General features: G+C 62.5%; 17 protein-coding genes. 5 read left to right on the plus strand and 12 right to left on the minus strand.

Annotation, left to right across the window (positions count from 1 at the left end; genetic code table 11):
* Positions 1-44: 44 nt before the first annotated feature.
* Positions 45-842: a hypothetical protein gene (locus Q4S41_RS04745; RefSeq protein WP_305029963.1), complete on the minus strand. Its 798-nt coding sequence runs from the start codon at positions 840-842 to the stop codon at positions 45-47.
* A gap of 207 nt (positions 843-1,049) precedes the next feature.
* Positions 1,050-1,400, minus strand: coding sequence for a DUF4157 domain-containing protein (locus tag Q4S41_RS04750; protein ID WP_305029964.1), 351 nt, complete (start codon positions 1,398-1,400; stop codon positions 1,050-1,052).
* Between the two features lie 334 nt (positions 1,401-1,734).
* Between Q4S41_RS04750 and Q4S41_RS04755 the strand changes: the two genes are divergently transcribed.
* The 4 genes from Q4S41_RS04755 (at position 1,735) to Q4S41_RS04770 (ending at position 6,606) form a co-directional block, all read left to right on the plus strand.
* A complete protein-coding gene (locus Q4S41_RS04755) occupies positions 1,735-2,451 on the plus strand; it encodes a C40 family peptidase (RefSeq protein WP_305029965.1) in 717 nt (238 codons plus the stop codon).
* A 241-nt stretch (positions 2,452-2,692) separates the two neighbouring features.
* Entirely contained in the window at positions 2,693-4,420 is a 1,728-nt protein-coding gene (locus Q4S41_RS04760) for a DUF1800 domain-containing protein (protein ID WP_305029966.1), read from the plus strand.
* A 101-nt stretch (positions 4,421-4,521) separates the two neighbouring features.
* Positions 4,522-6,096 (plus strand): DUF1501 domain-containing protein, encoded by a 1,575-nt coding sequence (locus Q4S41_RS04765; RefSeq protein WP_305029967.1) that lies wholly within the window; start codon positions 4,522-4,524, stop codon positions 6,094-6,096.
* A 195-nt stretch (positions 6,097-6,291) separates the two neighbouring features.
* On the plus strand, positions 6,292-6,606 hold the full coding sequence (locus Q4S41_RS04770) for a hypothetical protein (protein ID WP_305029968.1): 315 nt from the start codon (positions 6,292-6,294) through the stop codon (positions 6,604-6,606).
* Between the two features lie 84 nt (positions 6,607-6,690).
* Here Q4S41_RS04770 and Q4S41_RS04775 read toward each other — a convergent pair whose 3' ends face one another.
* The 4 genes from Q4S41_RS04775 to Q4S41_RS04790 form a co-directional block, all read right to left on the minus strand.
* Positions 6,691-7,752: an energy transducer TonB gene (locus tag Q4S41_RS04775; RefSeq protein WP_305029969.1), complete on the minus strand. Its 1,062-nt coding sequence runs from the start codon at positions 7,750-7,752 to the stop codon at positions 6,691-6,693.
* 123 nt (positions 7,753-7,875) lie between these two features.
* Complete coding sequence (locus Q4S41_RS04780) at positions 7,876-8,337, minus strand: energy transducer TonB (protein WP_305029970.1); 462 nt, start codon at positions 8,335-8,337, stop codon at positions 7,876-7,878.
* A gap of 16 nt (positions 8,338-8,353) precedes the next feature.
* Positions 8,354-10,807 (minus strand): penicillin acylase family protein, encoded by a 2,454-nt coding sequence (locus Q4S41_RS04785; RefSeq protein WP_305029971.1) that lies wholly within the window; start codon positions 10,805-10,807, stop codon positions 8,354-8,356.
* 168 nt (positions 10,808-10,975) lie between these two features.
* The gene (locus Q4S41_RS04790) at positions 10,976-11,866 is read right to left on the minus strand and encodes a septal ring lytic transglycosylase RlpA family protein (protein ID WP_305029972.1); all 891 of its coding nucleotides are present in this window, start codon (positions 11,864-11,866) and stop codon (positions 10,976-10,978) included.
* A gap of 347 nt (positions 11,867-12,213) precedes the next feature.
* On the opposite strand from Q4S41_RS04790, the gene Q4S41_RS04795 reads away from it, so the two are divergent.
* Positions 12,214-13,134 carry a DUF72 domain-containing protein gene (locus Q4S41_RS04795; RefSeq protein WP_305029973.1) on the plus strand — a complete coding sequence of 307 codons (921 nt, stop codon included), beginning with the start codon at positions 12,214-12,216 and terminating at the stop codon, positions 13,132-13,134.
* A gap of 119 nt (positions 13,135-13,253) precedes the next feature.
* Here Q4S41_RS04795 and Q4S41_RS04800 read toward each other — a convergent pair whose 3' ends face one another.
* The 6 genes from Q4S41_RS04800 to Q4S41_RS04825 form a co-directional block, all read right to left on the minus strand.
* Positions 13,254-13,844: an arylesterase gene (locus tag Q4S41_RS04800; protein ID WP_305029974.1), complete on the minus strand. Its 591-nt coding sequence runs from the start codon at positions 13,842-13,844 to the stop codon at positions 13,254-13,256.
* Between the two features lie 193 nt (positions 13,845-14,037).
* Positions 14,038-14,340 (minus strand): DUF4286 family protein, encoded by a 303-nt coding sequence (locus Q4S41_RS04805; protein ID WP_305029975.1) that lies wholly within the window; start codon positions 14,338-14,340, stop codon positions 14,038-14,040.
* 130 nt (positions 14,341-14,470) lie between these two features.
* Positions 14,471-14,917: a DUF6526 family protein gene (locus Q4S41_RS04810; RefSeq protein WP_305029976.1), complete on the minus strand. Its 447-nt coding sequence runs from the start codon at positions 14,915-14,917 to the stop codon at positions 14,471-14,473.
* A gap of 116 nt (positions 14,918-15,033) precedes the next feature.
* Positions 15,034-15,438 (minus strand): hypothetical protein, encoded by a 405-nt coding sequence (locus Q4S41_RS04815; protein WP_305029977.1) that lies wholly within the window; start codon positions 15,436-15,438, stop codon positions 15,034-15,036.
* Between the two features lie 88 nt (positions 15,439-15,526).
* Positions 15,527-16,771 carry an MFS transporter gene (locus tag Q4S41_RS04820; RefSeq protein ID WP_305029978.1) on the minus strand — a complete coding sequence of 415 codons (1,245 nt, stop codon included), beginning with the start codon at positions 16,769-16,771 and terminating at the stop codon, positions 15,527-15,529.
* Positions 16,772-16,904: 133 nt separating this feature from the next.
* A complete protein-coding gene (locus Q4S41_RS04825; RefSeq protein ID WP_305029979.1) occupies positions 16,905-17,861 on the minus strand; it encodes a cation diffusion facilitator family transporter in 957 nt (318 codons plus the stop codon).
* Between the last annotated feature and the right edge of the window lie 37 nt (positions 17,862-17,898).

The following is a 17,898-nucleotide window of genomic DNA, read 5'->3' on the forward strand; positions in this document are numbered from 1 at the left end:
CGCTTCATAATTGAAGCGGGGCTTTTTTGTGAGCTTATAGCAGCTTATTCGATGCTGCGAAAGCCGTCATCCTTGCTGCGGTGGCTGCTTTCCGAGGTGCGGGCACCGTGGTCGGTGGAAGCCGAGGCTCCCGTGCTGGTTTCGGGGCGGCCACTGCCCGAATGGATGCCGGTATTGCCGGAGCCGCTAGTGTAGCTGCTGCCGCTGCCGTAGCTGGCGCCGCTGCCGCCGTAGCGGCTGCCACTGTTGCCATAGGGCGAGCCGCTATCGGTGCGGCTGCTGGCCCCGGAAGCCGATTTGCGGCTCGTAGAAGCGTCGGGAGCTTGGTAGCCGTAGCTGCGGCGGCCGTAGCTGCCGGTATCGCGCTGCTTGCCGTAGTTGTAGCTGGCGCTGTCCGACGAAGACGACTTGCCTTTGCGCAGGGCCAGCCAGCCCAAGCCGGCAGCCAGAATGGCGCCGCCTACTACTTTCTGAGTGGTGCTGAGGTCATTCACGCGGGCTACGGCGCGGTTGCCGAGGTCTTTCAGGCTCTGGGGCAGCTGGTTCACGCTGTCGAGCACGCCGGAGTCTTCAATCCATTTTTTGCCGCTGTTCAGAGCCGTATCGAGCAGGGTGCCCTCCTGGGCGTTGGTCTGCTGGCCTTCGCCTTGGCGGTCCGCGCCGGCATTGGCGGTAGTCTGGCTGGTGGCATCCGGAGTAGCGGCCGTGCTTTGGGCGGTAGGGTTAGGTGCCGACTTGCGCGAAGCGGCCGAAGCGCCGCTGGCCGTAGCGGCAGGGTTTTGCGAGGTGCGGCCGGCATCGGTGGGGTTCGGCGTACCGAACTGGTCTTGCTGGTTATCCATGATAATGAGACGGGAGGGAATGTGGAAAGAAAGGAAGAAGGTGCTTCCGCCGTAGCGGACAAGCGTGGGTTTTATTCGTAATCGACGGCCGGGAAGTTGCATAAAGCAGGCTTTATTTTGGCGAGGGCCCAAATTCCATTGGCCCAAAAAAAGCCTTCCCTATTTTGTGGGAAGGCTTTCTAAATGAATTGATAGCGCAATTGTGCGCTAGGAGGGAAGGGCGTGGCGCGGCAGGGGGCGCAACACGTGCTCAGGGTTGGCCAGCACCACGCGGCGAGCTTCTTCGCGGGCTTCCACTTCATACTTGTTGAGGTAGTAGCCCACGCGGGCCGACTCGACCAGGTATTTCCAGAGGAAGGGCAGCAGGCCGTGCTCGCGGTACTGGCGCAGGTGCACGGCTTCGTGAGCCACCCATTCGGCATCGGCCAGGAAATCTTCGCGGGTGGTGCCACTCAGGTGCACCGTCTGGCCCACCACCATGGCCACGCGCGGGGCTTTCAGCACCATGCGGGCAATGCGCGCCAGGGGAGAGCCGGTCCAGGTTCGGGGAGTTTGCATAAAGCAAGATAGCGAAATAGTTGAGCCGCGCTATTACGACAAAATTCCAAGCATGGTTGCAAGGACAAAGAATATTATTGGGTGAATTTGTTGTGTTTAATAAAGAATATTTGAATTTTTTTCATAAAAATTGATGAGCTTATGAAAAGTTTGGGCTAGCTTTACCCAACGACCTATTGCAATGGGAATATGAATTTCCCGGTCCGACCTCTTTTCTACTTCTTTTCCCCCGGCCCCACACGGCTTCGCCTATCGCCTAAGAAATCTACTAGCCCGGCTCTTTTTGCGCCTCTGCCAAAACCCGGATTTGTGCCCCAACCCCTAACGACGGACAATGAAAAATACGATTCTGTATTGCCTCGCCGCTGGCTCCCTTGCTCTCTCCTTCTTCTTTGAACGCGCCCCCGATGCTTCGGCGACGGCCCGTGCCATGGCGGCACCGGTCGCGGCCGAAGCATCGCTGCTTCCGGCCCTGACGATGGAAGAGCCCACCCTGGTAGCCAACCACGGCGGCGGTACGCCGGTCGAAAAGCCCGCCGCGCCCACCGCTGCCGAACTGGCCGCCTCGCGCGACTCGCTCACCTACCACTACTACGCGCAGACTCTGGGCCTGCACCTGGCCTTCAACGAGAACAAGGACTTGCTCCGCACCGTGACCGACTGGATTGGGGCGCCTTATTCCTACGGCAGCAACTCGCGCCGCGGCACCGATTGCTCGGGCTTCGTGACCCGCGTGTTCCGTGAGGTGTACGGCATCAACCTGATTCACTCGTCGCGGGCCATGTTCAGCACCACCAAGCGCGTGGCCAAGAGCGAGATGGAAACCGGCGACCTGGTGTTTTTCCGCCGGGGCAAGGGTCCGATTTACCACGTGGGCATCTACCTGAAGGACGGCAAGTTTGCCCACTCGGCCACCAACGGCGGCGTAATGGTAAGCTCGCTGAACCAGCCTTACTACCACCGCAACTTCTACGCTGCTGGCCGCGTGCGCGCCGCTAAAGCTGCCGATGAAGCGCTGGTAGCCGCCGTAGCCGTTCCCAAGGAGGACTAGGTTTCGTTTGCTACACTGCAAGGCAATGCGCCCGGCCCCATCGGCCGGGCGTTTTTTTTGGCCCGTTCACCAAGTAATTGGCGCCGTTGGCGGGTAAATTCATCTTAGTCCCATTAAGAAAGCGGCATATTGTCATTAAACCTTAGGGAGTCTTCCGAGTCTAGGGTAAACCGTTGGCTCAGAAGGAAAAGACGGTAGGTCGGGGTAGGGGGTTTCGGTTTAAATTTTTATGCGCTTGCTTATGAATCGTAGACATTTCCTCCATCGCAACGCCGCCGTACTGAGCGCCCCGGCCACGGCCGGCTGGGCGGCGCCCGCTGCCACCACGCAGCAGGACCCGCCCGAAACCGTGAGCCGCTACGCCAACAAAGTGCTGCCCACGTTTTCGTCGCGCCTCACAAGCACCCTCACGCCTTACACCGGCACCTGGGGCGAAGCGCAGGCCGCGCACCTGCTGCGGCGCTGCCTGTTTGGGCCTACGCGCACCGAAATCCAGACGGCCGCCGCCTCCACGCTCACGGCCGTGATTAACGGTCTGCTCACGGCCTCCGCCACCGCGCCCGACCCGCCCCTGAACGTGAGCACCACCGACACCAGCGTAGCTATCGGCACCACCTGGACGGCACAGGTCTTCGACCAGAATTTTGAGGGCGTGCGGCGCACGTCGCTGCGCGACTGGTGGCTGGGCCAGCTGCTGACGCAGAACACCTCGCTGGCGGAGAAGATGACGCTGTTCTGGCACAACCACTTCGTGGTCGAGTTTGGCGACATCAACGATGCTCGCATGGGCTACGAGTACTGCCGTCTGCTGCGCCAGTATGCCCTCGGCAACGTGAAACAACTGGCCAAGGACGTGACCGTGACGCCGGCTATGCTGCGCTATCTTAATGGCAACCAAAGCATTGTGGGTGCCCCCAACGAGAACTACGGCCGCGAACTGCTGGAGCTGTTCACCGTAGGCAAGGGCCCATTGATTGCGGCCGGCAACTATACCAACTACACCGAGGCCGACGTGCAGGCCGCCGCCAAGGTCCTCACCGGCTGGCGCGACCAGGCCGCGCCGGTGGGCAGCTACTTCACGGCCAGCCGCCACGATACGACGACAAAGACGTTCTCCTCGGCCTTCGGCAACGCCACCATTGCCAGCAGCGGCGCCACCGAGTACCAGAGCCTCATCAACCTGATTTTTCAGCAGGCCGAAACGGCGCGCTTTATCGTGCGCAAGCTCTACCGCTGGTTTGTGTACTATGTGATTGATGCGCAGGTCGAAACCGACATCATTCAGCCGCTGGCCACGCTGCTTATTTCCAACAATTTTGAGGTGGTGCCGGTGCTGCGCACACTGCTCAGCTCGGAGCATTTCTTCGATGCGCAAAACCAAGGTTGCCTCATCAAGAACCCGCTCGATTTCACGGTGGGGCTGTGCCGGCAGATGCAGGTGGCGTTTCCACCGGCCACCGGCCCGGTGGCACAATACGGCATGTGGAACTACCTGAATGCGGTAACGTCACTGCAGCAGCAGGTTATCGGCGACCCGCCGAACGTGGCGGGCTGGGCGGCTTACTACCAGTCGCCGCAGTTTCACGAGTTGTGGATAAACGCCGTGACGCTGCCGCGCCGCAACCAGATTACGGACCTGCTCATCGGCTCGGGCTACACGCGCAACGGCGTCAAGATTGTGATTGACGTGCTGGCGCTCACGCAGTCGTTTCCGGCCGCCACGGCGTCGGATTGCAACCTGCTCATTGCCGAGTATGTGAAGCTGATGGTGCCCATCACGCTCACGGCCAACCAGCTGGCTTTCCTGAAAACGGCGCTGCTGCCGGGCCTGCCCGACTTTGAATGGACCGTGGAGTGGCAGCAGTACTTGGCCGCGCCCACCAACACGGCCAAGAAAGCGGCCGTCACCACCAAGCTCCAAGCTATGCTGCGCGCCCTGATGGGCCTGGCGGAATACCACCTTTCTTAAGCCGTTAGCTGACGGCTGTTAGCTGTTAGCTCTCGCAAACATCCATTCGTCAATTGAAGCTGCTGGCTAATAGCTGACAGCTAAAAGCTAACGGCTTAATTATGAAACGTCGCGAATTTCTACAGACTACGGCCGCGGCCACCGCCGGCACGGCTTTCCTGAGCGGCTTGCCGGTGGGCGCCTACGGGTACTCGCCCGAATTGGCGGCCCTTACCAATGCCACCACGCAGTCGGATAAAGTACTGGTCATCATTCAGCTGCAGGGCGGCAATGACGGCCTGAACATGATTATCCCGCTCGACCAGTACTCGGCCCTGATGGTGGCGCGGCCCAATATTGCGCTGCCCCAGAGCCAGGTGCTGCCGCTCACCACGGCCACAGGCATTCACCCGGCCATGGCCTCGCTCCAGAACCTGTACCAGAACGGCAAGCTGGGCGTGGTGCAGAGCGTGGGCTACCCCAGCCCCAACTTCTCGCACTTCCGGGCTACTGATATCTGGACGTCAGGTTCCGACTCGAACGTGACCTGGAACACCGGCTGGGCCGGCCGCTACCTCGACGGCGAGTACCCCGGCTTCCCCACCGGCTACCCCAACACCCAGAACCCCGACCCGCTGGCCATCAGCATTGGCTCGGTGGTGAGCAACTGCGTGCAGGGCCCCAGCGTGAACATGGGCATGGCCATTGCTAGCACCTCGTCTTTCTATCAATTACTGAGCGGTGGCGTGGACGCGGCCCCGAACACGCCGGCAGGCCACGAACTGACCTTCATCCGGCAGGTGGTGAGCCAGACGCAGGTGTACACCACGGCCATTCAGGCGGCGGCCGGGCGGGCCCAGAACCTCTCGCCGCTCTACCCCGCCGCCGGCCAGAACTCGCTGGCCGACCAACTCAAGATAGTGGCTCAGCTGGTAGCTGGCGGCTTGCAGACGCGCATCTACGTGTGCACGCTGGGCGGCTTCGACACGCACACGCTGCAGGTGCCCGCCACGGGCAGTACCACCACGGGCACCCACGCCACGCTGTTGGGCAAGATTGCCGAGGCCGTGAACGCCTTCCAGGACGACCTGCGGCGGCTGGCAGTGCAAGACCGGGTGGTGGGCATGACGTTCTCGGAGTTTGGCCGGCGCATCAAGGCCAATTCGGGCCTGGGCACCGACCACGGGGCCGCCGCGCCGCTGTTCGTTTTTGGCACCAAAGTCAACCCCATCGTGCACGGCGCCAACCCCACGCTGCCCGCCAACGCCGGCGTGAACGACAACATCCCGATGCTCTACGATTTCCGCAGCATCTACACCAGCATCCTGCAGGACTGGTTCCGGGTGACGCCGGCCACGCTCACGCAGCTTTTCGGGCGCAGCTTCCCCTACGTGCCCGTGCTACGGCCCGGCGCCCTGGCCACCACCAAAACCGCCGAAGTGGCCGACTTTACCGTGTACCCCAACCCCGTGGCGCGCGACGGTCGCACCACCGTGGCCTACGACAGCGCTGGCGGCCACGTGCAGGTGGTGCTGCTCGATGCACTGGGCCGCGAAGTGCGCCGGGCCGTGGACCGCGTGCTGGCCAGCGGCCCGCAATTCCTGCCCCTCGATTTGAGTGGCCTGGCCCCGGGCGCCTACTACTGCCAGGTGCGCGAAGCCCAGCGTACGGGCTCGCGCATTGTGGTGGTGGAGTAGCAGAGGGAAGGGAAGCATCAGGAAATAACTGACAATGGATTTGGATGACCGCCAAATGGTTATCCAAATCCATTGTCAGTTATTTTAAAGGAATATACTGAAAAAGGTAGACGGCAGCCGAGGTTTTGCGTAGAGGATTTTCCGGGGCAGGCGCCCCGTTTCCCTTCATTACTTCCTTCAACAATTCCTCCTTCTATGGAAGCGCAAATCGAACAACAACTCGAAAAAATTCTGCCCGAAGACCTCGCCCGCACCTTTGAGAGCGCCTACCACGTATTTCAGGGCAACCACGAGCACATGGACGACCTGCTGAAAAACGGCGGCGTGCTCCTGCGCAAAGCCACCCGAAACTTCACGCCCACCCAAATGATTCTCGGCATTGCGGCCCTGGCCGCTGTGGCCGTGGTGCTCATTAACCGAGCCGGCGACGACAACCACGAAGGCGAAGCCCACGACGTGAGCAAAGACGACAAGCGTCAGATTGGCGATAAAGACAAGGAAAAGAAATAGGTTCGACCTCGAACCCTGGAAAGCGGTACCTACCCAGGCGCCGCTTTTTTTGTGCCCAACCGGTGCTCGATTGCTCCTGCCTGCTTAACGGATGTCGACGACGACCGGCACGACCAGCCGCACGGCCACGGGCTGCCCGCGCAGCCGGCCGGCCTCGAAACGGGGCAGGCGCAGCGCCGCCGCCATCACCGCCTGGTCGACGGGAATACTGATGCTTTTGAGCATGACGGGCCGGGTCACGCGGCCGTCGGGCTCCACCACGAAGCTGACCTGGCCGTCGCCGTTGGTGACGTGTTCGGGGTAGGCGATGAGTTCCTGCAGTACTGACTGCACAGCTTCGGGGCCCGGGCGGCCGGGGAGGGCGGGCATCTGCTCAACTTGGCTATAGATTTGGTTTTCGGGCACAGGCGGCGCCGTGCCCGCGGGCGGGGCCGGCGGCCGAAACCAGATGTTGAGCGTTTGGTACACGGCCACGGGTTGGTCGTCGTAGCCCAGGGCGGGCTGCCAGCGGGGCATGGCGCGCACGAGGCGCAGGGCCTCGTCGTCGCAGCTAGGACAGAGGGAGTTCTGGACTTCGCAGGCGCCCAGGCGGCCGTCGGCCCTGAGCACCGCCCGCACGGCCACCCGGCCCTGCAAGTCGCGCTGGCGGACTTCGGCCGGCGTGGTCAGGTTCTTCGCAATGTATTGTTCCAGCGCTGCTTCGCCGCCGGGAAACTGCGCCTGGCTGGCCACCTCATTGGGCGTAAATACGTGGCGCGGGGAGAGAAACAGCACCGGTAGCGTGAGCAGGGTGGCCACGGGCTGGTTGTAGTAGCGGCCGGGCACGAGGCGCGGCAGGCGTTTCACGGCGGCCAGCGCGGCGGCGTCGCAGGCGGGGTTGAGTGACTGCACCACGGTGGCCTGCCGGCCCACGCCGCTCACGCCGATGACGACGCGCACGAACACGCGGCCCTCGGTGCGGCCCTCGCGCACCTCAGCAGGCAGCTGCACGAGCTTCTGCACGGCTTTCACCAAGGCAACGTTGCCGCCGCCGCCGGGTAGGGCGGGCATCTGCTCTACCTGGCTGAAAACCTGCGTAGTATCGACGGTGTATTGGCCGTACTGCTGCGCTGTGGCGCTGTGCGAAACAGCCGTGAAGAGCACCATTGCTACCAGCCAAAGCGGAAGCCGGCGGCTTGGCATGTGCAGAAGTGACTTTAACCAAAAAGCGGGGGAGGGCATGCCGCAAATTTATGGCAAGGCCGAGTGCCGATAAAACCGCTCGGCAAGCTAGGGAGCAGGCGTTGGCGCCGGTGGCAGTATAGGGAAGGTGATGGGCAGCCGCATTTGCACGGGCACACGCTGGCCCTGCTGCCGGCCTGGGAGCAAGCGCGGCATTTTGTTTATGGCGGCTAGTACCGCGCCATCGGGCCCGCTGCCGATGCCGGTATCGATATAACCGTCCTTGAAAAGGCCGTCGGCACCAATGGTGAAGGCCACTATCACCCGGCCTTTAGCGCTTTTGGCAACGCCGGGGTTGGTTCGCAGTATCGAGCGTTGGATGCCCTCGATGAGGGCCTTGCTGCCGCCCCCGGTGGGCAACTGCGGCATCTGCTCCACATTGGTGTAGACCTTGGAAGGCTCGGTAGAGGCGCTGGAAGTAGGCGTGCCTTGGGCGGCCACGGAAGCGGGAGCCGTCAGCACCGCGCCGCTGAGCAGCAGGAACAAAGCCGAGGCGTTCGTTTTCATCATAGTGTTTGGCAGCGGTTTACTTGGCTTGCAAGGTCCAGGCGGTGGCTACGCGCGGGTGGGACTCCTGGGCCGAGCGCAGAAACACCAATTCATCGAGCTGGCCAACGCGCCAGGTTTCCAGCATATTGTTGTAGAAGGGCGAGCCGGGGTTGCCGCTCTGCCCGCCGGGGTACACGCCGTAGGCGCGTACCTGCGGGCCCAGCGCCACCACCATGCGCCAGCTGGGGCCGTTGCGTTCCGAGGTGGCGTTTACAATGCCTGCCCCGCCGCCGCAGTCCACGTCCATCTGCCCGAAGCCGGGAAGCTGAAGCAGGTGCAGAATGTCGGTGCTTTTCTGGCTGGCCCAGCGCCACTTGGGCGAGAGCGGGCCGAACTTGCGGGTGAGCGAATCGGTGGCGAAGTGCAGGCTTTGCCGCGCCAGTTCCGGCAGTGTTTCCTTGGCCGGTGTGCGCCGGTCATCAATCCATGGTGAAGCCGGCTCCGTCAGAATCAGGTTGTTGGTGCGGTCGCGGGCGGGGTAACGATAGGCCGGGCCTTTGGGGTCGGTGGGGAAGTCGTCGTCCCAGAGCCGCTTCACCAAGTCATTGTACCACAGATTGAACACGCTGGGGCCGATGGCATCGGCGGTGTATTGGTAGCGCCAGCGGCGCATTTCGGCCAGCACCTGGCCTTCGGGCGAGTTGGCGGCGGGCGGTGCGGTGCCGGCCGCCGGCTCACTCACCAGCGCCAGCAGGCGCGGCAGCATGAGCTGGGCGTTGAGGTCGAGTACGTCGTTCTGGAGCTGGCGGAGGCTGTCGGGCGTCACCTGCGTCATGGCGGCCAGGCGCTCGTTGATGCGGTGGCCGCGCTCGTAGCTGCCGTAAGTCCAGTTCAGGTAATACGGGTAGTCGGGGCCGGCCGAAAACTGGTTGGCCGAGCTCACGAAGCCGCGCGCTGGGTTCTTCACGTGCGGATTCTGGGCCGCCGGAATCCAGCCTTGCCAGTCGTAGGCCGGGTCGGTCCCATCGAGGATGAACTTGCCCTGGTCGCGCCACTTCAGCGGAAACCGGCCGTTGGGCCAGATGGCAATATCTTTCTCATTATCCGCAAAAATGAAGTTCTGGGCTGGCGAGCCGTAGTTCATTAGCGCGGACGTGTAGTCGGCATAGGAGCGGGCCCGGTTCAGCTGGTAGAAGGTCAGCACTTCGTTGGCCCCGTCGTGGGCGGTCCAGCGCATGGCGTGGGCAATGGGCGTCTGGTTCAGGAAGGGCTTTTCGTTTTTATCGTACACCACCGGGCCGTGGTGGGTGTAGAGCACGGTGTCGAGCCGGTCGGGCTGCCCGCGCACCTTGATGCGCTCCACCACGCGGCGCACGGGTTTCCAGCGGCCGTCGTGCCAGTACTCGCGCTGGGTTTTATCCTTGAATTTCAGCTGATAAAAGTCCAGTACATCGGCCGCCACGTTGGTCACGCCCCAAGTCGCCTGCTCGTTGAAGCCGATGATGACCGTGGGCGCGCCCGGAATGGTGACGCCGTACACGTTCACGCCCGGCGCATTCAACTGAATCTGGTACCAGATGCTGGGTAGGTTGAGCTGCAGGTGCGGGTCGTTGGCCAGCAGCGGGTAGCCCGAGGTCGACTTCTCACCGCTCACCGCCCAGTTGTTGGAGCCCAGCTCGGCATCGGGCTCGTCGCGCAACTGGTTGGCCGCATAGGCTGCCTCGAACGACTTCGGCACCGGCGGCGCGGGCAGCGGCTTGAAATCCAGCGTCGTGCCCACCGGCACGATGGGGTCTTCGCGCGTGGGGTAGTCCGGAAACAGGTCCTTGGTCACGGCCGGGCCGTACTTGCGCAGGATGTTGCTCATGCGCAAGTCGTCGGTGCGCCCGCTCAAATCCCAGGCCATGTACTTGAGCAGCAGCGCGCACTTCAGCGGCTCCCAGGGCTCGGGCTGGTAGTCGAGCAGCTTGTATTCGAAGGGCAGCGACTTGGGCGTAAGCTGGCCGATGTAGGCGTTCACGCCGGCCGTGTAGGAGTCCAGCACCACGCGGGTGGTGGGGTTGGCCATCATCACCTTCAAGGAGTTAGCCGCGCCAAAGGGCAGGCCCATGCGCCGGAAAAACCGGTCGGTTTCGAGCCGGGCCGGCCCCACGATTTCGGCCAGCCGCCCGGCGGCCACGTGGGTCACAAAATCCATCTGCCAGAGCCGGTCGCGGGCCGTGAGGTAGCCCTGGGCGAAGTACAGGTCATGGTCGTTCTGGGCGAAAACGTGCGGCACGCGGCGGTCGTCGTAGCGCACGGTCACGGGCGCCTGCAGGCCGGGCAGCGCCAGCGTCTGCTGGGCCGGGAAGTCGCCGGCCGCCTCGCCGTTCTGCCAGAAGCCGCGGTAAGGGCTCAGCAGCTTGCCAAACGGCGGCACATCGCCATGTTTGGTATTCAGCGCCCAAATGAGCGCGAGGCTGGCGGCGAGGGCCAACAGAGCTTTAATCATACTAATTGTCAGTTGCTTGTTGTAGGTTGTCTGGGCCTTAAGCAAAAGCAAAGGCCAATTAACGACAATGTCGCCAATTGGCCTTCACAGATTGAGTTACAGGCAGCTTTCGAACAGCTTTTCAAGCAAGCCGCCCAACAACTGACCACTAATAACGAACAACTATAATCACCGCAGCGCCACTTCGCGCACCAACCCGCCGATGCCCCACAAGAGCAGCTGCTGGCGCATGGCTTCGGCCTCAGGCTTCTCGCCGAAGTGGCCCACGAGCACGCGGCTGCGCTGGCGGCCGTCGAGCAGTTCTTGCGCAATTTCTACTTTTAGTTCCGGAAGCAGGGCCTTGATGCGGGCCTGCACGGCCGTGGCGTTGGCCACATCCACGAAGGAGCCGGCCTGGATGCAGAAGCCCGTTGGGCAATTCACAACTTCGGCGTTGGTTACCACCTGGCCTTTGGTGAGTATGGACGCGGCGATGAGGGCGCCGTGCGCGTCCACCGAGGCCGAATCAGATACCACGGCCAGGCCAGTCGGAATCGAGTAGGTGGTGAAGGCGGCGTCGGGGTTGGGGTCGGCGGCGAAGAGAGCGGCTAGGTTTTCGGGGGTGGTGGCGGGGCCCAGGGGCGTTTCGTCGGCTACTACTTCGGCCACCACGGTGGCGGCGCCGCACTCGGTGATGCCCAGCGGGCGGGCGGCAATTTCGGAAAGGTCCAGGATGCGCTGGTGGCGGAAGGGGCCGCGGTCGGAGACGCGCACCACCACCGATTTGCCGTTTTTTACATTCGTCACCCGCAGCCGGGTGCCGAAAGGCAGGGTTTTGTGAGCGCAGGTGTACTTAAAGCGGCTGTAACGCTCGCCGCTGGTCGTTTTCCGTCCCTGAAACTGACTGCCGTACCAGGAGGCCCGGCCGCGCAGCACGGTGGTGCGGGCGCTGGGGGCGGATGCGACTGCGATTTTGCGGGTGCCACGGCTAGTGGCGTGCGCCGGAGCGCTCAGCAAAGACAGCAACAGAAAGAAGCAACTGGAAAGGACGAGTAGAGTAGAGCGACGAAATAAAATCATGCGTTTTGCAGATGGTGAGCAAAACAAACATAGGGCCACCCGCCGGGGCAATTGCTAAATTTCCCATCCGGCTACTAACGGAATTGGGTTAAAAATTGTCCTTTTTTCAGAAAACTTGCATTTAATTAATCTTCATGTTGGTTCAAAAAATAGCCGTGAAGTTGCCTCAAACTATATTTTGCCGAAACCAGCTCCATCCATTGCACAGATACAAAAATTAGATTATGCGACGGGTATAAAATTTGGGCATTGGCTGCCCGGCTATCTTCGAAACCCGGTTGCAGAAGTCCGGTTTTTTTCGTAAGAGCAGTACCGGCCCGCCGTGGCCCGAACTGTACCTTTGCCCCATGGATTTTGGCCGCCTGCCCGACCTGCGCTACGTTGATTTTCGGCTGCCGCCCGACCACCCCGAAACGGCCCGCGTGCTGGCTAAGGCCCGCCCTGCGCAGCCCGCGCCCGCCCGGCTGCACGTGGGCTGCCCCATCTGGACCAACAAGGAGTGGCTGGGCAGCTACTTTCCGGCCGGCATCAAGGAGCCCGACTACCTGCACTACTATGCCCAGCAGTTCAACAGCATCGAGCTAAATACCACGCACTACCGCATTCCGGACGCGGCAACGGTGCGGCGCTGGCGCGAGGCTGTGGGGCCGGGTTTCAAGTTTTGCCCCAAGCTGCCGCGCAGCATCAGCCACGAGCGGGAACTGTTTCAGGCCGACGATTTGGTGGTGACCACGGCGCGGGCGTTCGAGGGGCTGGGCGAGAACCTGGGCTGGGCTTTTCTGCAACTGCCGCCGCATTTCGGCCCCGAGCACCTGCCGCGGCTGGAGCGTTTTCTCCTCGATTTCCCCGAAACCGTGCCGCTGGCCGTGGAGTTGCGCCATCCGCGCTGGTACGCCGACCGCGGCTTGTCCGACGCCGTATTTGCCACCTTCGAAGCCCTGAATAAAACGCTAGTGATAACCGACGTGGCCGGCCGGCGCGATGTGCTGCCCATGCGCCTGACCACGCCCGTGGCCTTCATCCGCTTCAACGGCCACGGCCTGCACAGCACCGACTACCAGCGCGCCGATGCCTGGGCCGAACGCCTAGCCGCCTGGGTGGCCCAGGGCATCCATGATATCTACTTCTTTATTCACCAGAAGGACGTGCGCCACGCCCCGGTGTTTGCCCAATACCTGCTGGAAAAGGTGCGTTTGCTCACGGGAATCGTGGTGCCGCCGCCGTTCATCATTCCGCAGCCGGTGCAGGGGAATCTGTTTGGGTTTTGAGAGGGGCTTTCCTATTCGCCTGTCATCCTGAGCGTAGCGAAGGACCTTATCACACCCGAACAAATCGTTCGACCGTGACAAGGTCCTTCGCTGCGCTCAGGATGACAGGTGATTAGAGGTTACAAAACCGGCTGGGTTTGCAGCAACGGGCCCAGCACCTGCCACACGTTCTCGGCCAGAAATTTCTGGCCGGCGGGGTTGGGGTGCACGCCGTCGGGCAGGTTGAGCTCACGGCGGCCGAGCACGCCTTGCAGCAGAAAAGGCACAAAGGCCAGGCTGTTTTTATCGGCTAAGGCGCGAAACAGGGCTTTGAACTCGGTGGCGTAGTGGGCTAGGCGGTGGCCACCGAGGGGGCCGAGGTCGAAGGGGAATTCCAGGCCGGCCAGCACAATCTGGGCCTGCGGGTACTGCCGCCGCACGGCGTCAATAATGAACTGCAGGTTCTGGGTGGTTTCGCGCACCGGGATGCCGCGGATGCCATCGTTGGCCCCGAGGGCCAGCACAAACACGTCGACCGGGTGCCGGGCCAGCACCGAGGCCAGGCGCTGCCGCCCGCCGGCGCTGGTTTCGCCGCTCACGCCGTAGTTATAGGCTTTATAAGAAAGGTTTTGCTCGTCGAGGCGCTGCTGGAGCAACGCGGGAAAGCTTTCGGAAGCGCGCAGGCCGTGGCCCGCGGTGAGGCTGTCGCCAAAGAAGATGATGTTTTTCATACCGTGCTTTTTAACAGCACGGAGGCCGTTTTCGTGCCCGGCAGGAGGGTAGTTTGGAAAGGTGAAAAGAACGTCATGCAGAGCGCAGCGAAGCATCTTTACCGCACAACGTAATCAATTGGATTAGTGACTGCGGGCAAGATGCTTCGCTGCGCTCTGCATGACGTTCTAACGAAGCGTTAGGCGCCCAAGCCTACTCCACCACTTCCAGTATGGTGCGGAACGACACGTACTTACCCGCGAAATGCTTTTCCATATCGGCCCGCAGGGCCGGGGCGCAGATGTTCTGGTAGTCTTCAAGTTGCTCCAGGCCAATGCAGTAGTACTGCGCGGCGTAGGTGATGCCGCCTTCTTCCTCGTTGAGCAGGCGCAGGAGCTGGCTTTTCAGGAAAAAGCCTGTTTCCATCACCTCGGGCATGTGGGTGGTGCGCATGTAGTCCAGCCATTCCTCGGCGGCGCTGGGCTCGATGCTGCTGGTGACGTTGTAGAGAATCATGGGTGAATTGGTGAATGGTTGAATGGGCAGATGGTTGAATTGATGAGCGCAGGCAGGAGCAATGGGTCGGTACCTACGCGGCCATTCGTCCATTTAACAATCTGCCCATTCAGCCATTCACCCATCAAAATCAGACGCGCATGGCGTCGAACTGAAAATCGGTGATACGGGCCTGTATGTCTTTAGGCGAAAGCTTTTCCGAAGCAGCGGCCTGAGCCAGGGCAGGCAACTCCGCGTCGCCGGCCAGGCGCAGGCTCAGGATTTGGCTGAGGCTGAGCTGCTTTTCAAGGAGCGCGAAGCGTTGGCCGCTTACTTCAAAATACCGCTGCCGTACTTCGAGCCGGCAGATACGGTCTTGCAATTGCAGGGCGTAGTGCTGGCGCAGCATCACGAGCACGCCCAATCCGATGACGGCTAGCGCGGCCACTGTGAACCAGAGCCGGGCAATTTGGTCGTCGTCGCCGGCCACTTTGGTATAGCGCAGCACGGCATAGCCGGCCATGAGCAGGGCCAGCGGCAGCAGCACAAAATGGTGCCACGGGTAGTACATGGTGGTGTTTTTGGTGGGCGTGGCCATGCGGAATGGAGCGTTTGAGGCGGGCGAAAGTAGGGGAGAAGGGCGGAAAGCCGGACAATAAAAAACTCCAGCCGGAGCCGGAGTCTTTCAGTAGATACGACGCGGAAGGGGCGCGGTTACTTCATTTCCTTGGCGCGCTGCTTTTCGGCTTTGGCCATGTCGCGGGCGGCGCGCTCCTGCTTCTTGGCCTCGGAGGCGGCGGCGCGCTGCTCTTTGAGCTGAGATTTCTGGGCTTTTTCCTGCTTGCGCTGCTCGCGGAGCTGGCTTTTCAGGTCACTCTGCTGGTTGGCGTTGTCCTTGAGCTGATTGCGGGTGTCGCGGGCGGCCTGGTCGGAGTTGCTGGTTTGCTGCTTCTGGGCCTCGTAGGTGGCCTTGGCATCGGCGGCGCGTTGCTGCTGCTGTTCGGGGGTGAGAGGCGTGGCCATGGCCGGGTCGGGGGTGGCCGGCGTGGTTTGGGCGCTGGCAACGGTGGCGGTGGCCAGGGCGGCGAAGAGGGCTGCGCCGAAAAGGAGATTTTTCATGGGAAGGGGTTAGCGCTGGCCAACGGCCGGCTGCTTCCTCAAACGCAGGCCCCGGGTGGAAGTTGGTTTTTATTGATTTTCAAGTATTTTATTCTTCCACGTAGTTCAGGTCCTTGCCGTAGCTCTCGGGCAGGGTGCTCACGGCCCAAAATGCCACCACCAGCGTGAGCCCGCCCAGCACGGCCGCACCCGGAATGAAGCCTAGCGCGCCGCTCAAAGCCTTGAAGGCGGGCACCAGGCCCACCACGGCGCCGCGCGCGAAGTTGGGCGCGGTGGTGGCCACGGTGGCCCGCAGGTTGGTACCAAATTGCTCGGCCGCCACCGTCACAAACAGCGCCCAGAAGCCCACCGATACGCCCAGCACAAAGCACACGGTATAGAACGTGGCGGGCGAGGCGCCCTTCACCCCAAACAAATACACGGCCACCAGCGTGGCACAGAAGCCCAGAAACACCTTCAGTGCCTTGTTGCGCGAGTGCCAGAGCTGGCTGAGTGCGCCGCTGGCAAAGTCGCCAAACACCAGCCCGAAGTAGCACCAAAACACCGCCAGCCCGGCCTCTACCTCGCCCGTGAGGCCCAACGCCTTGCCAAACTCCGGCGCCAGCGTGACGAGGATGCCCACCACAAACCACAGCGGCACCCCAATCAGGAGCACGCGCAGGTACTTGCCCAGCCGCTCGGCGTCGGTGAAGAGGCTGAGGAAATTGCCGCGCGCCACTTCCGCCTGGGCCTGCACCTGCTGGAACATGCCCGACTCGAACACGCTCACGCGCAGCACCAGCAGGGCCAGGCCCAGCCCGCCGCCCACGAAGTAGGCGTTGCGCCAGCCAAATTTGTCGCCCACCCAGTAGCCCAGCATGGCGCCGCTCACGCCCACGGTGGCCACTATCATGGTGCCGTAGCCGCGCTTTTCCTTGGGCAGGCTTTCGCTCACAAGGGTGATGCCGGCGCCCAGCTCGCCGGCCAGCCCCACGCCGGCAATGAGCCGCAGCCAGGCGTATTGGTCGATAGAGGTGACGAAGCCGTTGGCGATGTTGGCCAGCGAATAGAGCAGAATCGAGCCGAAAAGCACCGAAAGGCGCCCGCGCTTGTCGCCCAAAATGCCCCAAAGCAGGCCGCCAAGCAGCATCCCGCCCATCTGCATGTTGATAAGAAACAGGCCCTGGTTAGTCATTTCGGGCGTGCCCGGCGTCACGCCCAGCTCGGTGAGGCTTTTGACGCGGACGATGCTGAAGAGAATCAGGTCGTAGATGTCGACGAAGTAGCCGAGGGCGGCCACGATGACGACGGCACTAAACAGGGTGGCTTTTGGGATGGGGTGAGACGGTTGCATGGCGAAATGTACTGCCGGCCACAAGAACGTCATGCTGAGCGCAGCCGAAGCATCTCTACTGCGCAACTAAATCAAGTTTAGTTGTGCAGTAGAGATGCTTCGGCTGCGCTCAGCATGACGTTACTAGAAACAGTTAGGCGTGGGCAGTAACCGCTGCTTCCGGCAGCGCGCAGCCGCTGTGGCAGCCGCCGGGCGTGGGGCCGTCTTCCACCTGCACGGTGGTATGGTGGATGTGAAATTCGCTTTCTAGGCCCTTCGATAGCGCGGCCAGCCAGGCGGCATCGGCGCCGCCGGGGCGCACGAGGTGGGCCATGAGGGCCGCGTCGTGGCCCGAGCTGCTGAGGCTCCAGATGTGCAGGTCGTGCACGGACTGGACTTCGGGCTGCTGCAACAAATAAGCGCGCACGGCTTCGGGGTCGATGCCGTCGGGCACGGCTTGGAGGCCCAGGCGGAGGCTATCGCGCAGCAGGCCCCAGGAGCTGTAGGCGATGATGCCGAGAATGATGAAGCCGATGACGGGGTCGAGCCAAACCCAACCGGTGAGTAACACGAGGCCGCCGCCGGCTACCACGCCCACGCTCACCAGCGCATCGGTGAGCATGTGCAGGTAGGCGCCGCGCACGTTCACGTCGCCCTTCTGCCCGCTGCGAAAGAGCAGGGCGGTAACACCATTGACCAAAATACCGATGCCGGCCAGCGCCATCACCCAGCGGCCGTTCACGGGCTCGGGGTGGCGCAGGTGGTCGATGGTTTCCCAGAGGATGAAGCCCAGCGCGGCGTAGAGCAGGGCCGTGTTGAGCAGCGCGGCCTGAATGGTGGCCCCGCGGTAGCCGAATGTATAGCGCTGCGTAGCCGGCCGGCCCGCCAGCCAGGCGGCGCCCCAGGCCAAGGCCAGGCTGAGGACGTCGCTCAGGTTGTGGCCGGCGTCGGAGAGCAGGGCAGCTGAGTTGGCCCAAAAGCCGCCAATGGTTTCGGCCACCACAAAGGCCAGGTTGAGGCCAATGCCAATGGCGAAGGCGGCACTGAAGGCGCCGCCGGGCGGTGGCGCAGCGTGCTGGTGGCCGGCATGGTCGGAATGGTTGTGGGGCATTTGTGGCTAAACGATGAATCGAAAACAGGGTTCGGCG

This window comes from Hymenobacter convexus (assembly GCF_030580955.1).
GTDB lineage: Bacteria > Bacteroidota > Bacteroidia > Cytophagales > Hymenobacteraceae > Hymenobacter.

Excerpts from the sequence above, each read along its gene's own strand:
- Q4S41_RS04745 (WP_305029963.1), bottom strand. The coding sequence starts at position 842 with ATGGATAACCAGCAAGACCAGTTCGGTACGCCGAACCCCACCGATGCC.
- Q4S41_RS04750 (WP_305029964.1), bottom strand. The coding sequence starts at position 1,400 with ATGCAAACTCCCCGAACCTGGACCGGCTCTCCCCTGGCGCGCATTGCC.
- Q4S41_RS04755 (WP_305029965.1), top strand. The coding sequence starts at position 1,735 with ATGAAAAATACGATTCTGTATTGCCTCGCCGCTGGCTCCCTTGCTCTC.
- Q4S41_RS04760 (WP_305029966.1), top strand. The coding sequence starts at position 2,693 with ATGAATCGTAGACATTTCCTCCATCGCAACGCCGCCGTACTGAGCGCC.
- Q4S41_RS04765 (WP_305029967.1), top strand. The coding sequence starts at position 4,522 with ATGAAACGTCGCGAATTTCTACAGACTACGGCCGCGGCCACCGCCGGC.
- Q4S41_RS04770 (WP_305029968.1), top strand. The coding sequence starts at position 6,292 with ATGGAAGCGCAAATCGAACAACAACTCGAAAAAATTCTGCCCGAAGAC.
- Q4S41_RS04775 (WP_305029969.1), bottom strand. The coding sequence starts at position 7,752 with ATGGTGCTCTTCACGGCTGTTTCGCACAGCGCCACAGCGCAGCAGTAC.
- Q4S41_RS04780 (WP_305029970.1), bottom strand. The coding sequence starts at position 8,337 with ATGATGAAAACGAACGCCTCGGCTTTGTTCCTGCTGCTCAGCGGCGCG.
- Q4S41_RS04785 (WP_305029971.1), bottom strand. The coding sequence starts at position 10,807 with ATGATTAAAGCTCTGTTGGCCCTCGCCGCCAGCCTCGCGCTCATTTGG.
- Q4S41_RS04790 (WP_305029972.1), bottom strand. The coding sequence starts at position 11,866 with ATGATTTTATTTCGTCGCTCTACTCTACTCGTCCTTTCCAGTTGCTTC.
- Q4S41_RS04795 (WP_305029973.1), top strand. The coding sequence starts at position 12,214 with ATGGATTTTGGCCGCCTGCCCGACCTGCGCTACGTTGATTTTCGGCTG.
- Q4S41_RS04800 (WP_305029974.1), bottom strand. The coding sequence starts at position 13,844 with ATGAAAAACATCATCTTCTTTGGCGACAGCCTCACCGCGGGCCACGGC.
- Q4S41_RS04805 (WP_305029975.1), bottom strand. The coding sequence starts at position 14,340 with ATGATTCTCTACAACGTCACCAGCAGCATCGAGCCCAGCGCCGCCGAG.
- Q4S41_RS04810 (WP_305029976.1), bottom strand. The coding sequence starts at position 14,917 with ATGGCCACGCCCACCAAAAACACCACCATGTACTACCCGTGGCACCAT.
- Q4S41_RS04815 (WP_305029977.1), bottom strand. The coding sequence starts at position 15,438 with ATGAAAAATCTCCTTTTCGGCGCAGCCCTCTTCGCCGCCCTGGCCACC.
- Q4S41_RS04820 (WP_305029978.1), bottom strand. The coding sequence starts at position 16,771 with ATGCAACCGTCTCACCCCATCCCAAAAGCCACCCTGTTTAGTGCCGTC.
- Q4S41_RS04825 (WP_305029979.1), bottom strand. The coding sequence starts at position 17,861 with ATGCCCCACAACCATTCCGACCATGCCGGCCACCAGCACGCTGCGCCA.